This window comes from Pannonibacter sp. Q-1, from assembly GCF_054073275.1.
Genome location: NZ_JBSXNB010000001.1, coordinates 426,566 through 440,375, shown reverse-complemented (window position 1 = coordinate 440,375; position 13,810 = coordinate 426,566). Strand labels below are relative to the sequence as shown.

Below are 13,810 nucleotides of genomic sequence, written 5' to 3'. Positions count from 1 at the left end.
TGATGCGTCAGCATCGAAAGCCTTGGTACAACGCCTTGAAGCTGCCCTGCGCGGCTTCGGCTTCGAGGTGTGAAAACGGCATGAAAAGACCCGCCAGCTGTTGCAGCAGGCGGGTCCTGAAGGCGCGAAGGTATGCGGCGGCGTTACGGCAGGGCGTCGAAGCCGGCGGAGAAGCCGGCGAGCGAAATCGGGATGCCGATGCCTTCTTCCGGGGTCTGGAAGATGATGAAGGTGGCCTGCTTGCCGGCGCGCAGCTTGCCCACCACGTCATCCTGCAGGATCACTTCGGCAATGCAGCCATTGGGCAGGCAGCGGACGAAGGCGGCGCGGCCGATATCGGCCTCATCAACACGCAGGCCAAGGCCGGAGGGCAGCAGCACGCCGAGCGGCGCCAGCACGCGCAGGATGCGCGCCTGCTTGTCGGCGGTCTTCAGCACGATGACCGAAAGGCCCACATTGTCCCGGTCTTCCGCCGTCACGTTCTGGATAAGGGCGCACTGTTCGCTTTCGGCCCCCGGAGGGGTGTCGCAGCGCATCTGCCAGTCACCGTGAACAGCCTTCACCTCGCCCTGGGCAAGGGCGGGGCTGGTGATGGCCTGTACCCCCAGGCCCAACAGGAGGCCAAAAACCGGGGCGGCAAAAGCGGCAAGGCGCGGGATACGGGTCAGCAAGGACTTTTCTCCGACTGGGTCATTCAACGCCGCAAGGGCGAATCAGGTTCTTAAAACTCAACGCACAATGCCGCAAGCGGGCAGCGTGATCCACATTTCAATAGGCTCCATGGCAGAAGCAAGGCGGAAACGCTGCAAGAGGCGGGAAAAATGCCAGCCTGCCGCTGGCTGCGTTGATTCTGATCAACCTGTGCATGGAGCTGGCCGCTGGCCGGAGGTTTCAGCCAAGCTGTAAAATATTGACAAGGATCAAGGCGGGGAAATGGACAAGCTCTGGCGAAATCACGACAAACCCATTGCTAAGGCCGTTCTCTTGTGGTTTTTGTGCCCGAAGAGGGAGAAGTGAAAAGGCTGCGGCAGAACGTCGCTCCTCCCTTGGCCGCATCGTGCAGCATGCGGTTATATGCGTATTATCATACGCGAAACGGACGCGAGACACTCCGGTCTGATGCAGGGCGCCAAAAGGGCGCCGGCCTCGGGCGGGAGGTTTGGCTGTCCCGCAAGAGTTTGAAGGTTCTGCCTTGACGACGAGGCAGCAGGGCACCCGCCGGAAACCGGCCGATGACCGGATTGCCTCCGGACGGGGCGTGCTGCAGGCGGAACCGGAAGCTGTCCCAACCCGCAAGGTGGGGATGGGGCATCTCCGCCGCAAGGGCAGGCCGCGCAGGCCGCCCCGGGGCGGACACAAGGAAAACCGCCGCAAGGCGGGCGAATTGAGCATGATCCGCCCGGGGGGCGGGCAAGGGAAGGGAGCGCGGACGTGAAGGCAAACTTCAAGCGTCTCATTGCGGCAGGTGCAGCGGCTGTCTTGCTGGCGGGAACCGCCGGTGCGGCAATGGCCGAAGTCTCAGGCGGTATGTCCAGCTGGCAGCTTGGCCTGCAGAACTCTGTCACCGAGGTGATGGACGACATTCACTGGTTCAAGAACTTCACGCTTGGCATCATCACCATCATCACGCTGTTCGTGCTGGCGCTGCTGATCTACGTGATGGTGCGGTTCCGCCGTCAGGCCAACCCGTCGCCCTCGCGCACCTCGCACAACACGATGATCGAAGTGGCCTGGACGGTTGTGCCGATCCTCATTCTGGTCGTCATCGCCGTGCCGTCTTTCCGCCTGCTGTACAAGCAGGTCGAGATCCCGGCCTATGACATGACCATCAAGGCCACCGGTTTTCAGTGGTACTGGGGCTACGAATATACGGACGAGGCGCTGGAAGGCATCGCCTTTGAAGCGATCATGCTCAAGGACGACGAGCGCCAGCAGGCGGCGCAGGAACGCGGCGTTCCCCTGAGCGACGTGCCGCGCCTCCTCGCCACCGACTATGATGTGGTCGTGCCGGTCAACAAGACCGTCCGCGTCCAGGTGACGGCGGGTGACGTGATCCATGCCTTCGCCATGCCGGCCTTCGGCATCAAGATCGATGCGATCCCGGGCCGCCTGAACGAGACCTGGTTCAACGCCCGCGAGACCGGCATCTATTACGGCCAGTGCTCCGAGCTTTGCGGCAAGGATCATGCCTTCATGCCGATCGCCATCCGGGTGGTCACGCAGGAGCAGTTCGACGCCTGGGCCGAGACTGCCAAGACCGACATCGACGGCGCACACAAGCAGCTGATGGCGGCCATCGCAGCTGAGCGCAACACGGCTGTCGCCGCTCGCTGAGGCGGAAAAATCCGGGGCGGCGGCACGGCCACCGCACCTGCTCAAGCTGAAACGGGTGCGGCGGGGTTCTCGCCGCTTCCGCTCAATCCAGAGGGGCGCGGAGGGCAAGAGGAGCCGCCCGCCCTGTCGTGAAATTCAAGAGGGAGCTCGATCATGGCTGCGGCTGCTGCGCATGGCGCTCATGACCATCCGACTGGTTTCCGCCGGTGGGTCTATTCGACCAACCACAAGGACATCGGCATTCTCTATCTCATCTTCGCAATCATCGCCGGCATCATCGGCGGCGCGCTCTCGGTCGGCATCCGCATGGAGCTGCAGGAGCCGGGGATGCAGATCTTCTCCAACCCGGACATGTTCAACGTCTTCACGACGGCCCATGGCCTGATCATGATCTTCTTCATGGTCATGCCGGCGCTGATCGGCGGCTATGCCAACTACTTCGTGCCGATCATGATCGGCGCGCCGGACATGGCCTTCCCGCGCATGAACAACATTTCCTTCTGGCTGCTGCCGCCGTCCTTCGCGCTGCTGCTGCTGTCGCTGTTCGTGGAGGGGGCTCCGGGCTCCACCGGCGTGAGCGGCGGCTGGACCATGTATCCGCCTTACTCCTCCTCCGGCCAGCCCGGCCCGGCGGTGGATCTGGCGATCCTGGCGCTGCACATTTCCGGCGCCTCGTCGATCCTGGGTGCGATCAACTTCATCACCACCATCTTCAACATGCGCGCGCCGGGCATGACCCTGCACAAGATGCCGCTGTTCGCCTGGTCGGTGCTGATCACGGCCTTCCTGCTGCTGCTGTCGCTGCCGGTTCTGGCCGGTGCCATCACCATGCTGCTGACGGACCGCAACTTCGACACGGCCTTCTTCAACCCGGCCGGTGGCGGTGACCCGATCCTGTTCCAGCACCTGTTCTGGTTCTTTGGCCACCCGGAAGTGTACATCCTGATCCTGCCGGCCTTCGGCATCATCAGCCACATCGTCTCCACCTTCTCCCGCAAGCCGATCTTCGGTTACCTCGGCATGGCCTATGCCATGGTCGCCATCGGCGTGGTCGGCTTCATCGTGTGGGCGCACCACATGTACACCGTCGGCATGTCGGTCGAAACGCAGGCTTACTTCGTCGCCGCCACCATGGTGATTGCGGTGCCGACGGGTGTGAAGATCTTCTCCTGGATCGCCACCATGTGGGGCGGCTCCATCGAGTTCCGCACCCCGATGGTCTGGGCCATCGGCTTCATCTTCCTGTTCACCGTTGGCGGTGTGACGGGTGTGCAGCTGGCCAACGCCGGCCTCGACCGCGCGCTGCATGACACCTATTACGTGGTGGCGCACTTCCACTACGTGCTGTCGCTCGGCGCCGTGTTCGGTATCTTCGCAGCCTGGTACTACTGGTTCCCGAAGATCTCCGGCTACATGTACAATGAAACCATCGGCAAGGCACACTTCTGGATCACCTTCATCGGCGTGAACCTGGTGTTCTTCCCGCAGCACTTCCTCGGCCTCAACGGCATGCCGCGCCGCTATGCTGATTACCCGGATGCGCTGGCCGGTTGGAACTTTGTGTCCTCCATCGGGTCCTACATCTCGGCCTTCGCGGTGTTCGTCTTCCTGTTCGGCATTCTGGAAGCCTTCATGAAGAAGCGCGTTGCGGGCAACAACCCCTGGGGTGAAGGCGCGACCACGCTGGAGTGGACCCTGTCCTCGCCCCCGCCGTTCCACCAGTTCGAGACGCTGCCGCGCATCAAGTAAGCAGCGCTCCTGCAGGAAACAGAAATGCCGCGCCGCATGGGCGCGGCATTTCGCCCGGATCCTTCATACGGGAAAAGCCGTAATCTTGGCGGATCCAGCAGACAGGTCAGCTGTCTGCGCCCTGCTGCGGCAGGGCACCCGAAGAGAAAGGGCAGCACCTGGCCGCAGGGCCGCGGGTGCAAAGCCCTCATCTCCGCGCCCGCCGCGGAGCCCAGGACGCACAGGTACGAGGAAGAGCCGATGTCTCTCGCAGAGAGCAATGACAGGATGACTGCCGGCCCCGCCGTCTGGAACGGTGGCATGGGTTCGGTTGGCGACTACATCGCCCTGCTGAAGCCGCGGGTCATGTCGCTCGTGATCTTCACCGCCTTTGTCGGCATGATGCTGGCGCCCGGCTCGATCCATCCGCTTTTCGCCGGGGTTGCCCTTCTGTGCATTGCCGTTGGCGCTGGCGCCTCCGGTGCCCTGAACATGTGGTATGACGCGGACATCGACGCCGTGATGAGCCGCACCGCAAAGCGGCCGATCCCGGCCGGCAAGATCACGCCGGACGAGGCCCTGGCCTTTGGCATGGTGCTGTCGATCGGCTCCGTGCTCGTGCTCGGGCTCCTGGTCAACTGGTTCGCCGGTGCCTTCCTCGCCTTCACGATCTTCTTCTACGCGGTTGTCTATACCATGTGGCTGAAGCGCTCGACGCCGCAGAACATCGTCATCGGTGGCGCGGCCGGTGCTTTCCCTCCGATGATCGGCTGGGCCTCCGTCACGGGCAGCATCAGCCTCGAAAGCGTCGTGCTGTTCCTGATCATCTTCATGTGGACGCCGCCGCATTTCTGGGCTCTGGCCCTGTTCAAGAGCGGTGACTACCGCGCCGCCGGAATACCGATGCTGCCGGTCGTCGCCGGTGAAACGGCAACGCGCCGCCAGATCCTGATCTATTCCATCATTCTGGCGCCGCTGGCGGTGGCCCCCTATGCGCTCGGCTTTGCCGGCGTGGTCTATGGTGTGGCCGCCACCGTGCTGGGCGCCGTGTTCCTGGGGCTGGCGGTTGCCGTCTACCGCAAGCGCGAGGGCGAGGCGGCCCGCAAGGCGGCCGTGCGGCTGTTCAGCTTCTCCATCCTCTATCTTTTCCTGCTCTATGCCCTGATGCTGGGCGAGAGCCTTGCCGGGCGGATGCTTTGAGCCATGACGGAAGACGGTATCAAGCTCACCGATGAACAGCTGAAGCGGCGCAAGGCCCGCTCGCTCGCGATCGGCCTGTCCCTGGCCGGTCTCGTGGTTCTGTTCTATCTCGTCACCTGGTTGAAGCTGGGCGCTGCCGTTCTGCAGCGCCCTTTGTGAGGCCCTCATGAACAGCGAAACGAACGGAATGGATCTTTGCCGCCGTGATGCCAGCAATCGAAAGGTGGCTTTCGTCTGTGCGGCCATCTTCTTTGCGATGGTGGGCGCCTCCTTCGCTGCCGTGCCGCTGTATGAACTGTTCTGCCAGGTCACCGGTTTCGGGGGCACGACACAGCGCGCCGAGAGCGAGAGCGGCACCATCATCGACCGCAAGATCACCGTCCGTTTTGATGGCAACATCAATGGCGCGCTGCCCTGGAGCTTCAAGCCGCAGCAGCGCAGCGTGACCCTGCGCATGGGCGAGACCATGCAGGTGGCCTATGAGGCCCATAACACCAGCTCTGACGTGACCACGGGCACATCCGTGTTCAACGTCACGCCGTTCGAGGCAGGGGCCTATTTCAACAAGATGCAGTGCTTCTGCTTCACCGAACAGGCGCTGGCCGCCGGTGAGGGCGTTGAAATGCCGGTGGTGTTCTTTGTCGACCCGGCGATGGACGAAGATCCTGACCTGAAGCACGTCAAGGAAATCACCCTGTCTTATACTTTCTACCCGGTGCAACATCCGGTCAAACCAGTCGCTGCCAGACCTGCGGATCCGGCAGCGGAGAGCAATTTGTGATGGGTCAGGCCGCTGAACGGCCGGTCCGTCCGGAACGCATTTGGAACTTCGGGGAGCATGCCCATGGCTGAGGCACATACCAAGAACCACGACTACCACCTTGTGGACCCAAGCCCCTGGCCGTTCCTGGCCTCGATGGGCGCCTTCATTCTCGCTCTGGGCGGGATCGGCCTGATGCGCTCTGCCAAGGGCGCCGATTTCACCATCTTCGGTGCCGATCTCACCGGCTGGGGCCTCTTCGCCGTTGGCCTCGTGATCGTTCTCTACGTCATGTACGCCTGGTGGCGGGACACCGTGCGCGAATCGCTGGAAGGCCATCACACCCGCGTGGTCAGTCTGCACCTGCGCTATGGCATGATCCTGTTCATCGCCTCGGAAGTGATGTTCTTCGTCGCCTGGTTCTGGGCCTTCTTCGATGCCTCGCTCTTCACCAGCGAAGCCATCCAGTATGCCCGTGTCGAGGCAACCGGCGGCGTCTGGCCGCCGGAAGGCATCACCCCGTTTGATCCCTGGCACCTGCCGCTGCTGAACACGCTGATCCTGCTCACCTCCGGCACCACCGTGACCTGGGCACATCATGCGCTGCTCGAGAACGACCGTCAGGGCCTGAAGTGGGGTCTGACCCTCACCGTGATCCTCGGCGTGATCTTCTCGATCTGCCAGGCCTATGAATATGCCCACGCCAGCTTTGCCTTCTCGGGCAACATCTATGGCGCCACCTTCTACATGGCGACCGGCTTCCACGGCTTCCACGTGATCGTCGGCACCATCTTCCTGGCGGTCTGCCTCATCCGCGCTTCGGCCGGCCAGTTCACCCCGCAGAAGCATTTCGGCTTCGAGGCGGCGGCCTGGTACTGGCACTTCGTCGACGTGGTGTGGCTGTTCCTCTTCGCCACCATCTATATCTGGGGCGCATGGGGCGTACCGACGCACTGACGCGGCGCTGAAACCGGTGTAAACAGAATGGGCCCGGACGGGTGGCATGCATGCCATCTGGCCGGGCTTTTCGCTTTCAGGCGGGGCAGGAGAGGTTTCGATGCAGAACAGCTTGCAGAACAGCTTCCAGGACAGGGCGCTTTATCCGCCGCAGAATCCGGTGTCCGCCGGTCTGAGATGCCGCTGCCCGCGCTGCGGGGAAGGGCGGCTGTTCCGCGGCTTCCTGACGCCCCGCCCGGCCTGCACGGCCTGCGGCCTCGACCTTGCCTTTGCCGCGGAAAGCGGCGATGGTCCGGCCGTTTTCGTCATCATGATCGTCGGCTTCATCGTGGTGGGGCTGGTGCTGGCGGTGGAACTGGCCTATGCGCCGCCCATATGGCTGCATCTGCTGCTCTGGCTGCCGCTGACCGTCATCCTCGGCCTCGGCGTGCTGCGCCCGTTGAAGGGGCTGATGATCGCCATGCAATACCGCAATGATGCGGCCGAAGGCAGGCTTGATGCGGGGGGCCAGGACGAGGCCTGAACCCGGCAGTCTCATACCAAGGCTTTCGATGCTGACGCATCACGCCTTGAAAATGCTCAAGCTCATCGAGCATTGGTATCAGCCAATCCGCAAGCCGAACAGGATCGAAGCACGTGTCCGCCTCAAACCGCCCCTCCCGTTCCTCCGGCCAATCTGCTGTCCGCCGCCTGCTTGTTCCGGGAGTGGCGGCAGCCATCGGCCTTGCCATTCTCCTCAATCTTGGCCTGTGGCAGATGCAGCGGCTGGCCTGGAAAGAAGCCTTGATCGAACGGGTGAGCGCAGATGTGGCACGGCCGGCTGTTCCCGCGCCCGGGCCGCAGGACTGGCCGCAGGTCACCGCCGATCCCCTGACCGACTACCGCCATGTGGCCGTCAGCGGCCGCTATCTGCCGGGCGCGGCCTATTACTACACATCCCTGCCGGTCAAGTCCGGCGCACCGTCCGGCCCGGGCTACATGATCTACAGCCCGCTCGTCACGGAGGAAGGCTGGCTGGTGATGATCAACCGGGGTTTTGTGCCGCAAGGGCTGGCAGCGGATCTGATGGCGGCACTGGAAACCCCGCCGCTGGGCGAGCAGCAACTGACGGGCCTTTTGCGCCGCCGGGAGGAGCCGAACTGGACAACCCCCGCGGTTGACGCCGGAAAGCGCATCTGGTTTGCCCGCGATACGGATCACATGGCCAGAATTCTGGGCGCCACCGGCAGCCTCGCGCCCTACAGCATCGATCTCGATGCCGCCTTCACCGGGACGGACGGATTACCCAGGGCGGGTGAAACGGTGGTGAAGTTCAAGAACGATCACCTCGGCTATGCCCTGACGTGGTTCGGCCTTGCCGCCACGCTCGCCGGGGTTTTCATTGCCTATGCGGTGCAGATATTCCGCCGGAAAGCCTGAACGGCTCAAGGCGCAATGCCTCCGGCCTCTGTAGATATGTGAGCCTGCAGGTATGGGCTTCTACAGGTATGGGCTTCTGTGCGCCCGGACAGACGGCAGCCGCCCAGCCCCATCTTCAGCCTGGCTTGCCTTTCGGCGGCTTGCTGAGGCTGGTCTGCCGCAGACGGAGACGGCTTGCGCTGCTCCTGGGCTCGCCCAGCCGGACAGCCCCCAGAAGCTGCCGCGGGGACAGGATGATGCGGCTGCGGCTGTCGGGCCCCGGCATGCCGAAGGGCGGCTGCGGCTGCATCTGCAGGGGCGCAAGCGTACGCACCACGGGACCGCCTATGGCAGATGGCTGGACGGAAGGTGTGGAACTGGCAGAGGTGGAAACGGAAGCGGCAGGGCCAGGCTCTGCATCCCGCCCACCGGCTTGGGCGGAGTGCTTCGGGTGAGGCGGCGCTTCGCTGTGTGCCCCGCGGCTGGCCGTGTCCCGTTCGACCAGCGCAATCGCGGGCTTGCCTGAGACGGGCCTTTCCGGCTCTTCGCGGCCGCCGGAGGGCATGCGTGCCGTATTGGCCTGCCGCCGCCGCCGGGCACGCCGGACAGCATGGACCGCGGCAGCCGAAGCAACCACAAGAGAGACTGGCCACAGAAGGGCGCCCGCCAGAGCGAGGAAAAGCTCCAGGCGGCTTGTGCGCCCGCGTTCCGCCAGTTCCAGCATGGCGGCAGTCAGAAAAACAAAAGCAATCAGGCCGTAGATGCCAATAGCCACGGCACCGGCAAGGCCGCCAACAAAGCCAAGCGCGGACATATCCCGCTCCTTATGTTTGCTTGCCACCCCCACGCAGCATGCAATCGCAATGCGGCAAAAGTCCAGATCACCACTTAAAAAACCGCGTGAAAAAAGTCAGAAAAGAATGGAGGCCGCAATACCGGCCGCTGTCAGAACCAGGGCCATCGAGCCCCAGAACAACATATTCTTGAACAGGAGGAAAGAGGTGGTCATGCCATCTCCCTCTGCGCGGGCCGATCGCCCTGCGTCTTCCCAGGCCTCATCCTGCAGATCCTCCGCCCAGGCCGCATCGGCAGGCGCGGATGGGCCGGAGGGCCTGTGCTCCGGTGTGCCGGATGACTTGCGGGTTTCGCCTGCTGCCGGTCGCATCAACTCTAAACTCCTGACTAGCCGTATGCCACCTGAGTAGGCCCGTCAATCGTTAACAACTGTTAAACATTGAGGTTGCAATTTGAAGGAAACGCCGGTTTCCGGGGGGAGTTCTGCACAGGGAAGATGGCCGCAGTAGGGAGCCCGTTCCGGCACGGCTTCTCAGCCCCCTCGCGGGGCATGTTTACAGCAGACACAAGGCAAAGGAATGCACTCTCCTTCTGCCGCAGCGCCCCTTTCCCCCTGGTACCCACCGCATGCACACATCGTGCCTGAAGCCGGAGACGGTTTGGGGAAAGGCTGCAGTCTGGTCACTCTGCACGGCGTTTCAGCCCCCCTCCTCCTCGTGGGGAGGGGTGAGGGGTGAGGGGTGGGGGGAAGGCCTTTCTGTCCGGCAGAGTATCGATTGATGACAGACAACTTCTCCTCCTGATGCCTATTCAGGAAAATCTCTATCTTTCAGACGGTTGCGGACTCAGAGCCCCCCACCCCTTACCCCTCCCCCTTGAGGCTGCCGGATTCACACATCGTATAAGAAAAGGCTGCAAACGCTGCTTTGATGCTGGAAAAGGTAAGCAGTTTCAGTAGTTTGATACTCTGGCTGAGGCCTCTCGTTTCCCCTCCCCCTTGAGGGGAGGGGGGAGGGGTGGGGGTCTTCACGCCGGAGCGCAGCTTGACTGGCACTCGTCTCTATCCAGCGCACCTTCAATGAAAATACCACGTGTTTTCAGTCTGCTACCCCCACCCCTCACCCCTCCCCTCAAGGGGGAGGGGAACAGATAGGCCATGCCATTGAAACAACGGCTGCCAATTTGTGCCAAAGCCCTGAAACGTCTTCCCGCACGATGCGTGAAGGTGGCAGCTCAAGGGGCAGAAGTGTTGATGCCTGACCCTCTTCCGTTTCAGGCCCGCCAGAAGGGCTTGGACACTTCGAGAAGAACGGCGGACCGCTCGAGGCCGGCGTCGGCCAGAACGCTGTCGGGCTGCGGCAGCAGCTCCTTGCGCAGCATGCGCCGGTAGCTGATCCGCTCCAGCCAGATGCGGGTCCACACGCCTGCAATGCGGTGCAAGCCGTGGTCTCCGGCGCGGGCGCGGTCCTGCACATGGAGGGATGGGTTCGGGAAAAGGTAGATGACGCTGGGCATGATCTTGCTTTCTGTTCTTTTTTCTTGATGTAGCCGAGGTGACATGCCCCAAAAAATTGAATATTTTTCGGGGTAATGTAACCGGAAGGAACAAAGATGCGCCGTCTCCCTCCGCTGACAGCCCTGCCGGCCTTTGAGGCGGCGGCACGGCTCGGCTCCGTCACGGCCGCCGCAGGGGAGCTTGGGCGCACCCACAGCGCCATAAGCAAGCAGATCGCCCATTTGTCGGAAGACCTTGGCGGCAGCCTGTTCGAGAAGGCCGGCACGGGGCTGAAGCTGACACCGCGCGGCGAACGGCTGCGGGTGGCGGTCACGGCCGTTCTGGACCAGCTGGACGGGGTGTCGCGCGGCCTCAGGGGCGAGGTGGACGGGAACCATATCACCCTGCTGCTCAGCGCCACCCTGGCCACCCGCTGGCTGACCCCCAGATTGCCGCGTCTCTACCGGACCCATCCGGAAATCGAGATCCGCCTGCTGATGGCCGGGCCCAGCCGGGTGCCCGATCACGAATTTGATCTGATGCTGAGCTATGACCGCCTTCGCACGCCCGCTGTGGAGCCCGGTGTCACGCCGATCGGGGACACCTCCTACGGGCCGGTCTGTTCACCGGACTATCCCTTCGGCGTGCAGGACGGCATATGGACCGCACCGGTGAGCCTGACGCATATGGAGGCGGCCGGAAGCTGGCAGGAATGGGCGCGCCGCGCCGGCGTCACGTTCCAGGCGGGGCAGGATCTGGAGCACCCCCACCATATGCTGGCCATTGAGGCGGCGGCCGCCGGGCTGGGTGTGGCCCTTTCGGAGCGGCGGCTGGTCGAGCGGGATCTGGCCACGGGACGGCTTGCCGCCCCCCTGGGCTTTGTGCCGGTTCCCGGCGGGTTTCACGCCAAGATCACGGCCAAGGCCGCCCCCCGCAAAGCCGTGCGGAATCTGCTCGGCTGGCTGTCAGCCGAGCTGGAACGGGATTTCCCGTAATACCGGCGCTCGATGAACTTGACTCATCGGGAGCTGGTCAAGCCCGTGCGGCGCCTGAGCCATTTCAAGGCGTGATGCGCCGGCATAGAAAGCCCTGGTCTCAGCCCTTGGCGCCTTGCCCGCGGGAATAGATGTCGTCGTAGCGGATGATGTCGTCTTCGCCGAGATAGGCCCCGGTCTGCACCTCGATCAGCACCATCGGCACCTTGCCGGGGTTTTCCAGCCGGTGGGTGGCGCCGAGGGGGATATAGACGGACTGGTTCTCGGTGAGCAACTGCACATCCTCATTCACCGTCACCCGCGCGGTGCCCGACACCACGATCCAGTGTTCGGAGCGGTGCAGGTGGCTCTGCAGCGACAGGGCAGCGCCCGGATGCACGACGATGCGCTTGACCTGGAACCGGCCGGCCAGCGCCAGCGTCTCGAACCAGCCCCACGGCCGGTGATCGCGCGGGAAGGTTTCGGCCTGGCGTGCGCCCTTCTGCTTCAGCGCCTCGACGGCGAGCTTCACATCCTGGGCGCGGGACTTGCCGGCCACCAGCACCGCGTCATTCATCGCCACCACAATGATATCCTTGAGGCCGATGCCGACGAGCTGCAGCCCGTCGCTGTCCGAGCGCAGCAGCGTGCCGTCGCAGTCGATGGCCGTGGCCTCGCCGCCGAGGCTGTTGCCGCGGCCGTCCGGCCCCATTTCCTTGGCCACCATGTCCCAGCCGCCAAGGTCCGACCAGCCGGCGCCAAAGGGCACGGCCGTGAGGTTGGTGGCGCGCTCCATCACCGCATAGTCGATGGAGATGGACGGCGCCCGGCCAAAGGCCGCCGGATCAAGCCGCAGGAAGCCGAGATCGGACTTTGCATCGTCAACCGCGCGGGTGACGGGCTCCATCAGCTCCGGCGCCAGCGCCTGGAAGGCATCCAGAATGGTGGAGACCTTGAACAGGAAGATGCCGGCATTCCACAGATAGGACCCGGCGGCGAGCATCGCCTCGGCCTTGTCCCGGTCCGGCTTCTCGACAAAGCGCTTCAGCGCCACCGGCTCGCCCTTGGCGGCGGCGGCGGAAAGCTCCAGCCAGCCATAACCGGTCTCGGCATGGGTGGGGCGGATGCCGAAGGTGACGATCTGCCCGGCCTCTGCGGCCGGCACGCCGGCAGCCACGGCCGCGCGGAAGGCGGCCGGGTTGGGCACCACATGGTCGGAAGGGGCAACCAGCATCAGCCCGTCCGGATCGGATTTTGCGATGTAGAGCGCTGCGGCCAGCACGGCCGGGGCCGTGTTGCGCGCCTCCGGCTCGATCAGGACCGCGCCGGGATCAATGCCCGCGGCGGCGAGCTGCTCGGTGACGATGAAGCGGTAATCCGAGCCGGTGATGACGACAGGCGCGGCAAAACCCTCCGCCGAAAGCCGCCTGGCCGAGCCCTGGAACAGGCTTTCCCCGCCGATCAGCGGCGCAAACTGCTTCGGATAGCTCTTGCGTGACAAGGGCCAGAGCCGGGTGCCCGAACCGCCAACGAGGAGAAGGGGAGTGATCATGAAAGCCTCACGCTGCAAACTGCGAACAGTCTCTAAAGGAGAAGACGGGTCCCGTAAATCAGCCGCTTGGAGGGAAGGGGTCATGGGAAGGGGCATGGAGGATCAGGTGCCCCGCAACTGGCAGGCCGGGGCCACAGGCTGTCAGCCCCAGGGGGAGCCGAAAATGAATGCGTGCTTGCATCATGTTTGGAAAGTAACCTGAATTCCTGATATGTTTAGCACGGATATGTTTGGCACGAATATATTTGGCAGTGACCGGACAGAATGGATTATACCTGAGCCCCATGAGCCTGGCTCACCGGGATGTGGCCGGGCCCGTGCGGCGTCCGGGCAAATTCAAGGCGTGATGCGTGCGCATCACAAGCCGTGGCATTGAGGAATGCGGCTGCCGCACTACGGCAGCCCGAAAGGCGCATGCGGCAGATGTCTGCCTGCGGGCAAGGAGCGTGGCGGGGGATTATTCCAGAGCCCCTCTGCCTCCTGCCTGAGGGGTGGGGCTGCCGCCCCGGACCGGTCCGCCAGGGGCTGAAGGGTGCCCGGACCGTGACTGGAACAGGAATTTTGGATCTGGCAGCACGGGCTGCCCAATTTGAGGCGGGACTGCCGGGACAGGCGGC

Annotated in this window: 14 protein-coding genes; 9 read left to right on the top strand and 5 right to left on the bottom strand. The window is 63.8% G+C overall.

From position 1 onward, the window contains the following. Positions 1-143: 143 nt before the first annotated feature. Entirely contained in the window at positions 144-617 is a 474-nt protein-coding gene (locus ACVNHC_RS01995; RefSeq protein ID WP_457166487.1) for an invasion associated locus B family protein, read from the bottom strand. Positions 618-1,431: 814 nt separating this feature from the next. On the opposite strand from ACVNHC_RS01995, the gene coxB reads away from it, so the two are divergent. The 8 genes from coxB to ACVNHC_RS01955 all read left to right on the top strand — a co-directional run bounded on the left by coxB (position 1,432) and on the right by ACVNHC_RS01955 (position 8,398). Further along, positions 1,432-2,334: a cytochrome c oxidase subunit II gene (coxB, locus tag ACVNHC_RS01990; protein WP_058897829.1), complete on the top strand. Its 903-nt coding sequence runs from the start codon at positions 1,432-1,434 to the stop codon at positions 2,332-2,334. A 153-nt stretch (positions 2,335-2,487) separates the two neighbouring features. After that, positions 2,488-4,083 carry a cytochrome c oxidase subunit I gene (ctaD, locus tag ACVNHC_RS01985; protein WP_050471981.1) on the top strand — a complete coding sequence of 532 codons (1,596 nt, stop codon included), beginning with the start codon at positions 2,488-2,490 and terminating at the stop codon, positions 4,081-4,083. A gap of 240 nt (positions 4,084-4,323) precedes the next feature. Next, positions 4,324-5,262, top strand: coding sequence for a heme o synthase (locus tag ACVNHC_RS01980; RefSeq protein WP_208975589.1), 939 nt, complete (start codon positions 4,324-4,326; stop codon positions 5,260-5,262). 3 nt (positions 5,263-5,265) lie between these two features. Beyond that, entirely contained in the window at positions 5,266-5,421 is a 156-nt protein-coding gene (locus ACVNHC_RS01975; RefSeq protein WP_019966588.1) for a hypothetical protein, read from the top strand. A gap of 7 nt (positions 5,422-5,428) precedes the next feature. Further along, complete coding sequence (locus tag ACVNHC_RS01970; protein ID WP_457166300.1) at positions 5,429-6,043, top strand: cytochrome c oxidase assembly protein; 615 nt, start codon at positions 5,429-5,431, stop codon at positions 6,041-6,043. 63 nt (positions 6,044-6,106) lie between these two features. Beyond that, positions 6,107-6,979: a cytochrome c oxidase subunit 3 gene (locus ACVNHC_RS01965; protein WP_050472237.1), complete on the top strand. Its 873-nt coding sequence runs from the start codon at positions 6,107-6,109 to the stop codon at positions 6,977-6,979. Positions 6,980-7,079: 100 nt separating this feature from the next. Beyond that, positions 7,080-7,502, top strand: coding sequence for a DUF983 domain-containing protein (locus tag ACVNHC_RS01960; protein WP_457166299.1), 423 nt, complete (start codon positions 7,080-7,082; stop codon positions 7,500-7,502). Positions 7,503-7,615: 113 nt separating this feature from the next. Further along, complete coding sequence (locus tag ACVNHC_RS01955; protein WP_457166298.1) at positions 7,616-8,398, top strand: SURF1 family protein; 783 nt, start codon at positions 7,616-7,618, stop codon at positions 8,396-8,398. Between the two features lie 115 nt (positions 8,399-8,513). Here the strand turns inward: ACVNHC_RS01955 and ACVNHC_RS01950 are convergent, their stop codons facing one another. The 3 genes from ACVNHC_RS01950 to ACVNHC_RS01940 all read right to left on the bottom strand — a co-directional run bounded on the left by ACVNHC_RS01950 (position 8,514) and on the right by ACVNHC_RS01940 (position 10,687). Further along, positions 8,514-9,191 (bottom strand): hypothetical protein, encoded by a 678-nt coding sequence (locus ACVNHC_RS01950; protein WP_055455113.1) that lies wholly within the window; start codon positions 9,189-9,191, stop codon positions 8,514-8,516. A gap of 96 nt (positions 9,192-9,287) precedes the next feature. Next, a complete protein-coding gene (locus ACVNHC_RS01945) occupies positions 9,288-9,542 on the bottom strand; it encodes a hypothetical protein (protein ID WP_055455114.1) in 255 nt (84 codons plus the stop codon). A 902-nt stretch (positions 9,543-10,444) separates the two neighbouring features. Beyond that, positions 10,445-10,687: a DUF1127 domain-containing protein gene (locus tag ACVNHC_RS01940; protein ID WP_055455115.1), complete on the bottom strand. Its 243-nt coding sequence runs from the start codon at positions 10,685-10,687 to the stop codon at positions 10,445-10,447. A gap of 96 nt (positions 10,688-10,783) precedes the next feature. On the opposite strand from ACVNHC_RS01940, the gene ACVNHC_RS01935 reads away from it, so the two are divergent. Further along, a complete protein-coding gene (locus ACVNHC_RS01935) occupies positions 10,784-11,662 on the top strand; it encodes a LysR family transcriptional regulator (RefSeq protein WP_457166297.1) in 879 nt (292 codons plus the stop codon). Between the two features lie 100 nt (positions 11,663-11,762). Here ACVNHC_RS01935 and ACVNHC_RS01930 read toward each other — a convergent pair whose 3' ends face one another. After that, the gene (locus ACVNHC_RS01930; protein WP_457166296.1) at positions 11,763-13,193 is read right to left on the bottom strand and encodes a mannose-1-phosphate guanylyltransferase/mannose-6-phosphate isomerase; all 1,431 of its coding nucleotides are present in this window, start codon (positions 13,191-13,193) and stop codon (positions 11,763-11,765) included. Between the last annotated feature and the right edge of the window lie 617 nt (positions 13,194-13,810).